The sequence below is a fragment of the Agrobacterium tumefaciens genome (assembly GCF_005221385.1).
Taxonomy (GTDB): domain Bacteria; phylum Pseudomonadota; class Alphaproteobacteria; order Rhizobiales; family Rhizobiaceae; genus Agrobacterium; species Agrobacterium tomkonis.
Map to the genome: position 1 here is coordinate 2,467,385 of NZ_CP039903.1, position 12,756 is coordinate 2,480,140.

Annotated in this window: 11 protein-coding genes; 2 read left to right on the top strand and 9 right to left on the bottom strand. The window is 58.0% G+C overall.

Annotated features, from left to right (window positions below):
- Nucleotides 1–22 precede the first annotated feature (22 nt).
- From CFBP6623_RS12420 to CFBP6623_RS12435, 4 genes are all read right to left on the bottom strand, one after another.
- On the bottom strand, nt 23–1,456 hold the full coding sequence (locus tag CFBP6623_RS12420) for a M81 family metallopeptidase (RefSeq protein ID WP_046799505.1): 1,434 nt from the start codon (nt 1,454–1,456) through the stop codon (nt 23–25).
- A gap of 13 nt (nt 1,457–1,469) precedes the next feature.
- On the bottom strand, nt 1,470–3,389 hold the full coding sequence (locus CFBP6623_RS12425) for a beta-N-acetylhexosaminidase (RefSeq protein WP_046799749.1): 1,920 nt from the start codon (nt 3,387–3,389) through the stop codon (nt 1,470–1,472).
- 44 nt (nt 3,390–3,433) lie between these two features.
- Complete coding sequence (locus CFBP6623_RS12430) at nt 3,434–4,216, bottom strand: SDR family oxidoreductase (protein ID WP_046799506.1); 783 nt, start codon at nt 4,214–4,216, stop codon at nt 3,434–3,436.
- 84 nt (nt 4,217–4,300) lie between these two features.
- On the bottom strand, nt 4,301–5,164 hold the full coding sequence (locus tag CFBP6623_RS12435; RefSeq protein WP_046799507.1) for a MurR/RpiR family transcriptional regulator: 864 nt from the start codon (nt 5,162–5,164) through the stop codon (nt 4,301–4,303).
- Nucleotides 5,165–5,407: 243 nt separating this feature from the next.
- Here CFBP6623_RS12435 and CFBP6623_RS12440 point away from each other — a divergent pair, with 243 nt between their 5' ends.
- Nucleotides 5,408–5,893 carry a hypothetical protein gene (locus CFBP6623_RS12440; RefSeq protein WP_046799509.1) on the top strand — a complete coding sequence of 162 codons (486 nt, stop codon included), beginning with the start codon at nt 5,408–5,410 and terminating at the stop codon, nt 5,891–5,893.
- A 152-nt stretch (nt 5,894–6,045) separates the two neighbouring features.
- On the opposite strand, the gene CFBP6623_RS12445 is transcribed toward CFBP6623_RS12440, so the two are convergent.
- From CFBP6623_RS12445 to CFBP6623_RS12465, 5 genes are all read right to left on the bottom strand, one after another.
- Complete coding sequence (locus CFBP6623_RS12445) at nt 6,046–7,158, bottom strand: ABC transporter ATP-binding protein (protein WP_046799510.1); 1,113 nt, start codon at nt 7,156–7,158, stop codon at nt 6,046–6,048.
- A gap of 188 nt (nt 7,159–7,346) precedes the next feature.
- Complete coding sequence (locus CFBP6623_RS12450) at nt 7,347–8,579, bottom strand: ABC transporter substrate-binding protein (protein WP_046799511.1); 1,233 nt, start codon at nt 8,577–8,579, stop codon at nt 7,347–7,349.
- A 38-nt stretch (nt 8,580–8,617) separates the two neighbouring features.
- Nucleotides 8,618–9,475, bottom strand: a complete 858-nt coding sequence (locus tag CFBP6623_RS12455; protein WP_046799512.1) for a carbohydrate ABC transporter permease — start codon at nt 9,473–9,475, stop codon at nt 8,618–8,620.
- Complete coding sequence (locus CFBP6623_RS12460) at nt 9,472–10,356, bottom strand: carbohydrate ABC transporter permease (protein WP_046799513.1); 885 nt, start codon at nt 10,354–10,356, stop codon at nt 9,472–9,474. The genes CFBP6623_RS12455 and CFBP6623_RS12460 overlap by 4 nt, the downstream gene beginning before the upstream one ends.
- A gap of 12 nt (nt 10,357–10,368) precedes the next feature.
- Nucleotides 10,369–11,550: a Gfo/Idh/MocA family protein gene (locus CFBP6623_RS12465; RefSeq protein WP_046799514.1), complete on the bottom strand. Its 1,182-nt coding sequence runs from the start codon at nt 11,548–11,550 to the stop codon at nt 10,369–10,371.
- 439 nt (nt 11,551–11,989) lie between these two features.
- Here CFBP6623_RS12465 and CFBP6623_RS12475 point away from each other — a divergent pair, with 439 nt between their 5' ends.
- Nucleotides 11,990–12,745 (top strand): GntR family transcriptional regulator, encoded by a 756-nt coding sequence (locus CFBP6623_RS12475; protein ID WP_046799515.1) that lies wholly within the window; start codon nt 11,990–11,992, stop codon nt 12,743–12,745.
- Nucleotides 12,746–12,756: the final 11 nt, after the last annotated feature.

Here is a 12,756-nt window from a genome sequence, read left to right on the forward strand (position 1 = left end):
GATAAAAGCTACCGGACCGCTGTCATCGCCAGCGGGCCGAAAGAATGGGTTTGGGCATATAATCGAAATGCGGCTTCCATGGGTAAAAATCCCCATCCCGGCGGCGGTTGGGAAGGTTTTCGATATCCTGATTGATAACGCCTTCCGTCAGCGCCATCAGGTTGGGATTGGCGATCGGCGCAAGTTCCGGCGAAAGATAACCAGACTTGACGACCAGCAGCTTCACCGCCTTCGGATCGAAACCGAGACGGGTGAAATCCGAAATCATGTGATAGGGCCTGCGCCGCGCCGCCAGAATGACGGTGATACCACCGATGCCCACCACCGCCTGTCGCTGATCCGCAGCGCCGGAACCGTCCAATTTCAGGACCTTGGCTTCGACGGTGACCGACGGGCTCTGCGGGTCGAGGCTGCCGCCAATCGTTAGGGAAAGGCTTGCCCCCTCGCCAGCCGCAAAGCAGGCTTCAACCGCCGGTCGGTCGGTTATGCCGCCCAGGAGAGCACCCTGCCAGTTGCGCGCAATCAGCGCTGCCAGAACATCGGCACGATCGCCGACCCCGCCACCCGTTGGATTGTCGCCTGAGTCAGCGAGAATGATCGGCCCGGTAGCCGTCTTTTCCGCAATATCCAGAATAGCCTCAAGCGGTTCCGTCACAGGACCGAAACGAAAATTCTGCCGGGCATCCCAGTAAGATTGCGCGATTTCGGCCGCAACGGCCTGTGCAGCCTCTCGATCCGATCCCGTCACCACCGCGCAGGCCGTCGCCCGTGGCTCATCGGCCCAGACGTAACCGATCATAAAATTCGCATCCCATATACCGGGCCGGGCGTCATAACCCGGCAGAACCGCATAAAGGCTTTTGGCCGGTTCATCTTCGGTGGACGTCTTTTCACCGGGCAGGAGAACGGGAATTTTCGCCCAAGCCACGCCGGGCTTTTCACCCGTTTTCAGGGCTTTGAGCAACATCGTCCAGGCCCGCACCATCGTCTCGCGCACGTCGATATGTGGCGCAGTTCGGTAGCCGGCGAATATATCCAGCTGATCGATGATGGTCTGGCTGACATTGCCATGCAGGTCGTAGCTTGCGGAAATGATCACATCCGGCCCAACGACAGTGCGGGCGCTGGAAATCCAGTCCCCCTCTGCATCATCCATGCCTTCGACATTCATCGCGCCATGCATGGCGAGATAAAGCCCGTCGAGCGGCAGGCAAGCCTTGAGACGGTCAAGAAACTCCGCCTTGAACGCATCATAAGCCGCACGCGACACCGGGCCACCCGGCACGGCACGAGCGTGCAAAAGCGGCAGCACGTCCGCCCCGCCTTCACCGAGAAAATTGAAGTATTCCGCCTCCAGAAGCTCCGCGCCGCGAAAGACGCGAAAATCCTGTTCGCCCATCAGCACCGGCGAATAGGTGCTGCATTCGGTATGGATTCCACCAACGGCAATACGCATGGCACCTTCCCCCTTAATAAACCGGGCTCAAGGGAACGATGGCGGAGAACCGCAGCCAGTCCTTCTGCGCCTTTGGCGTCCATGCCGCCTCGGCAATGGCCGGTAGCCGCGGGAAAACCAGATGGTTGAAATAGGCGCGGTTGAGGAAATGTTCGGACCAGATGCAGGCCTGAACACCTTTCATCCGCTCCTTCAATTCCTCGGGAAATTCGCCGACGGCCTCATAGGCATAGGTATGCGAAGGCGGAACGGTGCCGGCCCAGCTCGCACCCGGCTCCTGCCAGGCCTCATCCTGCACCATGTCAAGATAATAGGCCTGGCCCGGCGTCATCACCACGTCATAACCCTGTTTTGCAAGCTCAAGACCGACTTCCGGCTTCTGCCATGCCATCAGCAATGTTCCCGCCGGATCGACACCGCCGCCGTGCGAAACCTCGTCCCAACCGGCAAGCTGGCGACCGCGCTCATGCAGCATCGCCTGAATGCGCTTCATGAAATAGGACTGGATGCCGAAGGTGCCGTCGAGCCCCTCCTTTTCCATCAGTGCCTTGGCAAGCGGCGAGGCCAACCATGAACCATCCGCAACCTCATCGCCGCCGATATGAATCAGCCGCGACGGGAACAGCTCCACCATCTCGTCGAATATCTTGCCGAGGAACTCATAGGTCGGCTCGATAGCGGGGTTGAGCGCATTGTTCGGATATCCCTGCACTGAACGATAGCTGTCCGGCGCTTCCTGCCCGTCCGTCAGATCCGGATAGGCGGTGAGAGCCGCGGTGCTATGGCCGGGAATATCGACCTCCGGCACAATTTCGATATTCAATGCCGCCGCATGGGCAACAACCCTGCGCACGTCGTCCTGGGTGTAATAGCCCGAAACCGGTTCAGCCCCGTTGCCGAGCTGCGGCAGAAGCGGCGCATCCGGACCACGTGTCGCGCCAACGGTGGTCAGCAGCGGATAGGCCTTGATTTCGAGACGCCACGCTTCGTCATCCGTCAGATGCCAATGGAAACGGTTCATGCGCAGCCATGCGAGAATATCGATAAGCCGCACGACATCGCCGGTCGGATAAAATTGCCGCGAGACATCCAGATGGCAGCCGCGCCAGCTGTAACGTGGCGCATCGCTGATGCTGCCCGACGTCGGGAAGCGGAATTTGGGATCAATACGCGCGCCATGCAGCAATTGCGCCAGAACGGTCAGGCCATATTGCAGACCGGCAGCGGCCGAATATTCCACAACCACCGCTTCTCCGGAAAAGGTGAGACGATAACCCTCGGCTTCCAGCCCGCTATGCTGCTTGAAATGGAGCGGTTTACCCTCATGAGTCGGCGCAAGGCTGAACGGCACATGGCCAACGGCAAAAAGCCTACGGAACAGCGACAGCACGGTTTCCACCGCAAAAACTTCTTCCGTACTAGCGTCTTCCGTCGGGAAAAGCGCGACTGGAAAGCCCTCACCCGGTTCGGCATTGATTTCAGCAGGCCACGGCTGGATGGCGAAAGGTAGTTCGAGCTCGCCTTCCGGAAGCAGCACGGGCGCCGGCTCGCTATGCCGCCCATCCAGCATCAGATCGCCGACATCAACTGCACGATGTGTCCCATCGGCAAGGCTGACATAGGCGGATTTCGCCCCGTCGGTGCGATGCCGGGCAGGCCTCAGGAGACCGTCGACGGTGAAGCGCCAGGATTTCCCCGCTTCAAGCACGAAACCGGCTGGCGGCGCAAACTCATGGAAATTGGCATTGCGGCGCAGATAAACGGCATTGCCGCAAGCCGGCTTGTCCACCGTCCGCGTCAGCGAGGTGTAGACGATGCGAAAATCCTTCAGCGGTTCGCGGGAAAGATTGACCAGCGTGAACGTAAAGCCGCCGGATGCGGACTCTGCGAGCGGGTGCCATGAATTTTCGAGACGGTAATTTGCGAGCGCCATGATGCTCCCCTTCATTGCGTTTTGAGCCCGTGAAAGGGCTTCGATCAGTAGTGTTCGGATTGCGAAAAAGTCCGGGCTAGCGGCGCCTGCCCCGCCGTCAGCCCGCAATCGACCGGCAGGCACACGCCGCTGATGGCCTGCGCCTGTGGACCGGCCAGAAAGGCAACCGCGCTGGCCACATCTTCGGGCCGCACGATCCGCTGCAGCGGATACCAGTGCTTCGCCTCCTCGAAGACCTGCGGATTGCTGGCCGCCCGTGCTTCCCATGCCTGTGTGCGCACGGTTCCGGGCGCAACGGCGTTAGCGCGAATACCGAATTTGCCGTATTCGACAGCGATCAGCTTCGTCAGATGGATCAATCCGGCCTTTGCCGCGCTATAGGCCGGATGGCCGAATACGGCCATGCCGTTGACGGAGGTAATGTTGACCACCGACCCCTCTGTCCGCTTCAGCGCATCCTCAAAAGCCCTGAAGCAGAGAAACGGCGCTTCGAGATTGAGGGCATTGTCCTTGCGCCATATGTCAGCGGTCGTGTCGTGCAGGCTCACGGCCCTTGCGGCACCCGCATTGTTGACGAGGGTTGCGACGTCGCCCAATTCCGCAACCTCAGCGGCCAGCCGCGCAAGGTCCTGCGGATCGGTGACATCACAGGTTTTCGTAACGAAGCCGGGATCGGAAAGCTGCGAAAGCGCATTGGACAGGGCGCCGCCATCGATATCGACCAACACCACCTTCGCGTGACTTTCAGAAAGCGCCGCCGCAATCGCCCGACCAATGTCACCTGCCGCGCCGGTAACGACGGCGAGCTGGTCTTTCCTGTCCTTCATCTCCTACCACTCCCTTGAAGCTTTCCAACCCGCCATGGTGCGGGATATCAGGCAATGCAGCCCCTGTTTTTTCATTGTCCTTGCTCAGTCACCGAGCAATTGCTTGTCATCCGAATCGCGATGTTCCACGAGCTGCTGTTTGATGTGACGCAACGTCACCATCGACCTTTGCCGATGGTGATAAGCGGCAAGTGTCGCCAGAATATCGACGGCTGCCAGATAGGCGTAACGCGACGAGGTCGGGCGGAAGATGTTGTTTCCCTCGGGCACATTGACAGCCACGACGATATCGGCAGCCACGGCCAGCGGCGTGTCACTCTGGGTCAGCGCGATGGTGGTCACCCCCATTTCCCGCGCCAGCCTGAAACACTTCACCAGTTCCATATTGCGACCGGAAAAGGACGAACCGATAATCACGTCCTCCTTGCGCGCGGCGGCCGTCATCATCAGTTGCATGCTGTGATCGGCACTGGTGGAGACGCGCAGCCCAAGGCGGAACAGCCGGTTCTGGATTTCCGAAGCGATCATCGAGGAATTACCGCCGGCACCGAAGGCGTAGATCATGCCGCCATTGGCAATCTTGATCGCTGCCTTTTCGGCAAGGGCGGGGTCAAGCGTCTTGTGCAGCAGGAAAAGCGCCTCCTGCGCCTTGGCAAGCACCTCCTCGGCAACATCCGACGGGCCCGTGCTTGATGGTTCCGAGGTTAGATAACGAATGCCCACATAAGCGGTCTTGGCGAGGCTGACCTTGAAATCTGAAAAGCTCAGACAACCCACACGACGGCAGAAACGCGTCACCGTCGGCGGAGAAACCTCGGCGCGGGCCGCAAGCTCGATGATCGAGGCATTGACGGCAAATTCGAAGTCCGAAACCAGAATATCGGCGATCCGCCGTTCCGATTGCGAGAACTGCCCCCTGTCTTCCTGTATTCTTGCGAAAATATCCATGTTCACCGGTCTCCGTTCCGCCAAAACTTAAGGCTTGGCCCCGTTACCGATGCATCCTAATCCGAGACGCCCGTCAACCGTACATACCCCTGAATCGATCATCTTTCGTCCCGATGACGACACGCCGCACATCCTTGATTTGAAAATCATTTTCTCTGTTGATTGCGAGATGAGCATATGCCAACAATCTGCGCCAGAGAAATCTCCAAATCCTGAAAATAATTTCAACAACGGACCATAACCATGCGCGATCCATTCAAGAACCCCTTTGCCGAAACAGACACCGCCCGCCATTCGATCTGGGAAATGCTGGTGACACGGGACATCGATGCTTTCCTCGCCGCCGACTGGTCGCAGGTCGCAGACGATTTCGTCGAGGACGGCTTTCTCGGCATTAACGCCAATCGTGAGGCTAACCCGGACAATTGGCGCCTGTCGTTCCCGTCGCTCGCCGCCTATCGCGACGAGTGGCTGAAACAGGCCAAGGATTTTCAAACCCAGCAATTTGCCGAAGACCCAAGGGGCGCCATCTTTGCCACCACCACGCTGGAAGAAATCGAAGTGGAAGGCGAAACTGCTCTGGTTCGCAAGAAATTCGACGGCGGGCTTCGCAAAGCCGATGGCGGCTTCGACGTCATGAAATGGCAGACGCTCTATTATTGCCGGCTGCACGAAGGACGCTGGAAGATCAGCGGTTTCACCGGTTACATGCCCAATCCCATGCCATGATAGAGCAGGCATGCGGGAACGTTGCGAACGCCGGGCCGAAATCCCGGCGTTGTTTTTTCGTCTGGCGGCGACGACGGAAGACCGCCGGAAATGCATCGCGTCAGAAACAGCCGGGCACGGGAAAACAGATTTCATGGCCCGGTTCCTGCCCCTTACTGGATAAGCTTGAGGACTGAAAGGTCGACGCGCCGTTCCAGCGCAATGCCACTTTCATCGAACAGGTGGCAATCCGATGCCTTGATGCCGGTGATGATCGGTTCATCAACGACGACAGGCGCTGAACCGGACAGCAGCGCGCAATAGTTCTCGCCCGTCGGGGCTACGCCATAAGCGATCGTGTTCACCCCCAGCCGCTCGATGACGCTGGGCGACACCTTCACATTGAGGTCAGCCGTTTCAAGACCGGTATGTTCCGGGCGAATGCCAAGCGTCAGTTGCCTGCCTTCAAGGCCGGCGCGAGGCTCCACCGGCACCGTTACCGTCTGGCCCTCATATTCCACAGTCACGCCTTCGGCGCCGACGGATTTGCAAATGACCTTCAGGAAATTCATTTTCGGATTTCCGATGAAACCGGCGACAAACAGGTTGGCGGGCTTGTGATAGAGCTCGAGGGGCGCGCCGACCTGGGCGATTTCCCCGGCATTCAGCACCACGATGCGGTCGGCCATCGTCATGGCCTCGACTTGATCGTGGGTGACATAGATCATCGTCGCCTGCAGCGTCCGGTGAAGATTGGTAAGCTCGATGCGCATGTCGGCACGAAGTGCCGCATCGAGGTTGGAAAGCGGCTCATCGAACAGGAATATCTTCGGCTCGCGAACGATGGCACGGCCGATCGCCACGCGCTGGCGCTGACCGCCGGACAACATGCCGGGGCGCTGCTGCAGACGCTGGTCGAGTTGCAGGATCTTGGCAACCCCTTCGACCTTTTCCTTGATCTTGCTCTCTTCCATCTTTTCGACGCGGAGCGGAAAAGCGATGTTTTCGAAAACCGTCATATGCGGATAGAGCGCATAGGACTGGAAGACCATGGCGATGCCGCGTTTGACCGGCGGCAATTCATTGACCTTCACGCCGTTAATGACGACGTCACCGGCGGTAATATCCTCAAGGCCGGCGATCATGCGCAGCAATGTGGATTTGCCGCATCCCGAAGGGCCGACAAAAACGACGAACTCGCCATCCCTGATGTCGAGCTGAACGCCCTTGATGACTTCGAAATGTCCATAGTTCTTGCGGACGTTGTTGAGATAAAGCTGACCCAAAACTTGCCTCTCCCGTCACCAGCCGACATCAGGCTGCGTTCAGAGACGTTCCGCAACACGGGGGAAAACCGCGCCTTACCGGAACCGTTGAAAAACACGGGAAGCCCCTTCCGTCACAGCGGCTGGCATTCTCGCGGCGAATTCATGAGGTTGCGGGCGACCTGCGCCCGCAACCGTCGCATTGTGGATTATTTATACTGCTCGAGAGCGGTGGAGGCCTTCTTCGCGGCATCCTCCGGCGTAGCCTTGCCGGTGACGACAGACTGCACCATCTCGATCATCGTGTCCTGGAAACCCTTGTAGTCGGTGAAGAGCGGCTCGGGACCACCATAGGCGATACCGTCGATCAGCGGCTTCCAGAAGGGATCCTTGGCGATGAATTCATCGACCTTAGGCGACGGACGCAGCGGGGTGAGGCCAGCGCCGCCCTGCAATTCGTATTCGCCCTGCGGGCCGGGCGAAGTGATGAATTTGGCGAATTCTGTCGCCTTTTCTTCCACGCCGGTTCCCTTGAAGATCGCAAGGCTGTCGGTGATGAGCAGCGTGCCGGGACCCTTGGCTTCGGGACCGAGCGGCAACGTGGCAATGCCCCAGTTGATCTTGGTTTCCTGCAGGCGGGTTGCAGCACCCGAACCGGCCTGGATCATGCCGACCTTGCCATCAAGGAAGATGGCGCGGATTTCGTTCTGCTCATAGGCCGTCGGACCTTCGACGGAATAAGGCGTGATGTCCTTGTAAGCCGTGAGGGCTGCAACGACCTGCGGGCTGTCGACGGTGATCTTGTCGCCGTCGATGACCTTGCCGTTATTGGTATAAACCCAATGCATGAACTGGTGCATGGTGTTGTCGAAGGTCTTGGCGGGCAGGCCATAACCGGCAATGCCGGTCTTTTCCTTGATCTGCTTGGCGAAGGCGATTTCTTCAGCCCAGGTCTTCGGCGGCACTTCGGGGTCGAGACCCGCCTGCTTGAACAGGTCCTTGTTCCAATAGAGCGCCTTGGTCGAGAAGGCGACCGGTACACCCCACTGTGTGTCCTCGAAGGTTACAGTGTCGACGATGTTGGGATAATAGGTCTTCTTTTCGTCTTCCGTCATCGGCACCGGAACGATGAGATCGTTCTGCGCGAACTGCTTCAGCGTGCGCGAACCGACATAGGCCATGGCGACCGGGGTGCCAGCGGCAGCAAGCGTCGTTGCCTTGTCCTGGCACTGCGCCCAGCCAACGACTTCCGGAACAACCTTGAAGCCGGCATTCTTGCCTTCCCATTCCTTGATGTATTTTTCATGGATGGGGTCCATCTTGTCGCCGCAATAGATCCAGCTGATCTCCTTGTCGGCGGCATGTGCCGTCACCGTGGTAAGGGCAGTGGAACCGGCAAATGCGAATGCGCAAAGCGCCAATCCGTAATGTTTCAGTGCCATAATTAGTCTCCCGTTTTGGTGGTCGTTCCGGTTGTTGTTTATTTCACCGCGCCGGCGGTAAGCCCGCTGACGAGATATCGTTGCATGAAGAAGATCACGACCATGGCCGGCGCGATGCCGACGAAGCTGGCCGCCATCAACTCATTCCAGATGACTTCCTGACGACCGAAATAGGCAAACAGGCCGATGGGCAGCGGCATATATTCGGTCTTGGAATTGAAGGTGAGCGCGAAGATGAACTGCTGGGCATAAGCGCCGATGAAGGTGGTGATGGAGACGACGGCGATGCCAGGCATCGCCAGCGGCAGGATCACCCGGCGGAATGTATAGAAATAGCTCGCGCCATCCACATAGGCCGCCTCTTCCAGCTCCCGCGGAATGCGCAGCATATAGGTACGCAGCAGCCAGATGGCGGTGGGGATCAGGAAAGCGGCGCCGGGAATGATCATCGCCAGATAGGTGTTCAGCACACCCATATTGCGCATCAGCTGGTAAAGCGGGATCAAAAGCACCGCGCCTGAGAACATGTTGATCGCCAGAAACGCACCCAGCAGCTGTCCACGCCCACGAAACTGGAACCGGGCAAAGGCATAGGATGCCGGCACCACCAGCAGGAGGACGATGATGGTTGAGATCGTCGAGATGAAGAAGGAATTGAAAACGTAACGGGCAAAGCCCGGAACGCTGACCCACATGGTCCGATAGGCCTCGAAGGAGCCGTTTTGCGGCCAGAACTTGTAAGGCGAGGAGAAAAGCAGGCTGAGCGGTTTCAGCGAAACCAGAAAGCCTTCCACGAAGGGCGCCAGCACGAAGGTCAGGAATACGGCGATGCCGCAATAAATCCCGACCATTTCATACCACCGGTAGCGGTTGATCATCGCATTTTTGTCGGTCATCGGCTGGCCTCCTGCGAGATACGGCTGGTGATGCGGAAGTAGAAGTAAGTGAAGATCGACAGGAAGATGCAGATCAGCACGGCGCGGGCCGCACCTTCACCGTATTTGTAAGAGCCGATCGCCGTCTTGTATGTGTCGATGATCATGGTCGTCGTTTGGCCGGTCGGGCCGCCCTGCGTCAGGATCCAGATGATGTCGAACGAGTTGAAGGTCGAAATCAGCGAGATCATCGACATGGTGATCATGGCAGGCAGCATCAGCGGCAGCGTGATGCGGCGGAAGCGGTAAGCGCGGCTGGCGCCGTCCGTCCACGCCGCCTCATAGAGGTCCTGCGGGATGGCCTGAATGGCAGCCAGCAGATAAAGCGTCACCATCGGCACGCCGATCCACACATCGGTGATGATCGTCGCCCAGAAGGCCGTGTTGCCATAGGCAAGGAACGCGACCGGGCCGTTTACCAGACCGAGATTCTGCAGCACGCCGGAAATCATGCCGAACTGGCCGTTATACATCCAGCCCCACATGAAGATGCCGATAGCCATCGGCACAATCCACGGCGGCATCGTCAGGATACGGAACAGCGCCCGGCCAGGCACGGCCGAATTCAGAAGAACCGCACCAAATGTGCCAATGATCATCTTTATCGAGACGGAAAAGAACGTCCAGACAAAGGTCCGCGTGATGACATCGGCAAAAGTTGCGTTGAAGATCTTCTCGTAATTGATGAAACCCACCCAATTCGTCGTTTTTCTGAGCGACGCATCGGTAAACGACAGGATGAAGGTATCGACGAGCGGATAAGCAACGATAACTGTGATGTATAAAAGTGCCGGCAGAAGAAGAAGCCAGGCAAAGACGACCGCGCTGCGTTTCGCATCCATCGCAGCGCCCCCTTAAGCCGATTTCACGGCGGAGGATTTTGGCTGCCCATGGAGCGCCAAGTCATATTCATCCCAGACCGGCTTGAGGTCCACCACCTTGCGGCCGTGGCGCGCCTCATCCATGGCAAGCGCCAGAATGCCGGCCTCGATCGCATCGAGTGCGGAAACCGGCAAGGGCTCACCCTTGACGATATGGGCGATCACATCCTCTGCCATCTGCTCGTCCGCACCATAATGCTGCGAGAGCGTGGTGGCCGCCGAATAGGTCTTGGCCACGGTCTTTTCGTTTGTCCGGGCATTATGCACGTTGAGGAAGCCGCGCACGAAGTCACCCTCCGCCATGCCCTTGGCGCCGATCACGCAGAAGCGGCGGAAATCATCGGGAACGTTGAGATTGGTATGGAAGGCAAGCGACGCGCCATTTTCATATTCAACGATCGCCGTCTGGTAATCGATGATGTCGCCGTCACTGTCGAAAACCTTTTCGGAACCCATCCAGCCGCTTGGCTTGCGGTGATAGACTTCCATGTCGTTGATGCCGTCATTTTGCGGGGCATTGGCAAGCGTGAAGCTCTTGCGACCGCCGAAGCTCGATACGAACCGCGGCCGCGCACCGACGACGCCATTATAAAGATCGAGATCGTGGCAGCATTTTTCCAGCATGAAGGAGCCGGAATAATGCTCGTAACGCCGCCAGTCGCGCATGAAGAACGCACCATGATAGGGCGGAATATGTTCCGAGGCCTCGATGGAAACAACATCGCCGAGCTTGCCTTCGGCCTGAGCGGCGCGCAGATCGCGGTAAAGCGGCGAATAACGCAGGACAAGGCCCACCAGTAGCCGCTCATGACCGTGCTTGTTGAGCAGTCGGGCAAGCTCAAGGCTTTCCTCGATGCTGACGACGATCGGCTTTTCACTGAAGATGGTGCAACCGGCTTCGAGCCCGAGGCGGATATGCTCCAGGTGCATATGGTTCGGCGAGCCGATCATCAGAAGATCGAAATTTTCGTTGGCGATCAGCGCCTCGGGGCTGTCATACGCCTTGCCGACCGAAATGCCCTTTTCCTGCAGACCCGGCAGGCCAGCCGGAGCGGGATCGACATAACCGACGATCTCGAAATCCTTGTCGATTTCATGAAAAACGTAGCCCAGATAACCGAGACGGAATCCGAGTCCGATAATTCCCACCTTCATGAACTTTGTTCCCTGTTCATTCGTAATTCATTTTCGCAGAAGTGACCATTTCTACGTTGGCCATTCAGTTATCTGCGATAATTTCCTGCCACGATGAAATTAATTTTCAAGACGGTCAAGTTAAATTCGATTTCGCACGTCCAACTCAGGACCGGAGACCGATTTTTCCCAGCGATACGAGTGCGCAACAGAGCGCCGTCGACCACCGCTGCGAAAACAATACCAAAAAAATGCCAATCGTCTAGAGCAATATCTGCAACCGGAAAAATTTTTTGGTTAATGGACGAATTTCAAGCACAAAGCCTTATTATTCGGCAAACTACCGAATAAATCCCCTATTAATCGTACAAATTCGTTAATGGTTTTATTTTGGTATTGCTGATTATGGCGCGTATGGTATAGCCAGAATTGGCCACATTAATTGTGACAGAGGTTATGGATGAACGGGGCAGTGCTTAATCTGGATGACCTGCAATCGGGAGGCGGCGGCCCGCTCTATCTGAAACTGCGTCAGACGATTGAAGACGCCATCAATGGCGGTCGGCTGAAGCATGGTGACGCCCTGCCGCCCGAGCGTGACATTGCCGAAAGCGCCTGCGTCAGCCGCGTGACGGTGCGCAAGGCGGTGGATGATCTGGTGCGCGACGGTCTTCTGGTCCGCAGGCACGGTTCCGGCACCTTTGTCGTCAAACCCATCACCCGCATGCAGCAGCCACTGACCAAGCTTACCTCGTTTACGGAAGATATGCGCCGCCGCGGCATGGCCGCAAGCACGCGCTGGCTGGACAGGGGATTGTTCTATCCGACCGGCGACGAGATGATGGCGCTCGGCCTTTCCCAATCCGCCATGGTGGCGCGGCTTACCCGCCTACGCCTTGCCAATGACCAGCCGATTGCGCTCGAAGTGACGAGCCTGCCCGGTGATCTTCTGCCCGACCCGCAGCTGGTCGAGAACTCGCTTTATCTGGAGCTTGAGAAAAACGGCATTCGCCCCGTCCGTGCCATTCAGCGCATTTCCGCCCGCAATCTGACGGATGAGGAAACGCTGCTGCTGGGCGTTCCGCCGGGCTCGGCAGCGCTGTCCGTTCAGCGTATGGCCTATCTGGAAAGCGGACGGCTCATGGAAATATCACGCGCCCTTTACCGCAGCGACGCCTATGACCTCGTCGCCGAATTGACGATGACCTCAGAGTGAAACACACCGAC

Bases quoted from the DNA above. Each gene is read 5' to 3' on its own strand.
- CFBP6623_RS12460 (WP_046799513.1), bottom strand. From the start codon at position 10,356: ATGGATGCGAAACGCAGCGCGGTCGTCTTTGCCTGGCTTCTTCTTCTG.
- CFBP6623_RS12425 (WP_046799749.1), bottom strand. From the start codon at position 3,389: ATGGCGCTCGCAAATTACCGTCTCGAAAATTCATGGCACCCGCTCGCA.
- CFBP6623_RS12450 (WP_046799511.1), bottom strand. From the start codon at position 8,579: ATGGCACTGAAACATTACGGATTGGCGCTTTGCGCATTCGCATTTGCC.
- CFBP6623_RS12455 (WP_046799512.1), bottom strand. From the start codon at position 9,475: ATGACCGACAAAAATGCGATGATCAACCGCTACCGGTGGTATGAAATG.
- CFBP6623_RS12435 (WP_046799507.1), bottom strand. From the start codon at position 5,164: ATGGATATTTTCGCAAGAATACAGGAAGACAGGGGGCAGTTCTCGCAA.
- CFBP6623_RS12430 (WP_046799506.1), bottom strand. From the start codon at position 4,216: ATGAAGGACAGGAAAGACCAGCTCGCCGTCGTTACCGGCGCGGCAGGT.
- CFBP6623_RS12420 (WP_046799505.1), bottom strand. From the start codon at position 1,456: ATGCGTATTGCCGTTGGTGGAATCCATACCGAATGCAGCACCTATTCG.
- CFBP6623_RS12475 (WP_046799515.1), top strand. From the start codon at position 11,990: ATGAACGGGGCAGTGCTTAATCTGGATGACCTGCAATCGGGAGGCGGC.
- CFBP6623_RS12465 (WP_046799514.1), bottom strand. From the start codon at position 11,550: ATGAAGGTGGGAATTATCGGACTCGGATTCCGTCTCGGTTATCTGGGC.
- CFBP6623_RS12440 (WP_046799509.1), top strand. From the start codon at position 5,408: ATGCGCGATCCATTCAAGAACCCCTTTGCCGAAACAGACACCGCCCGC.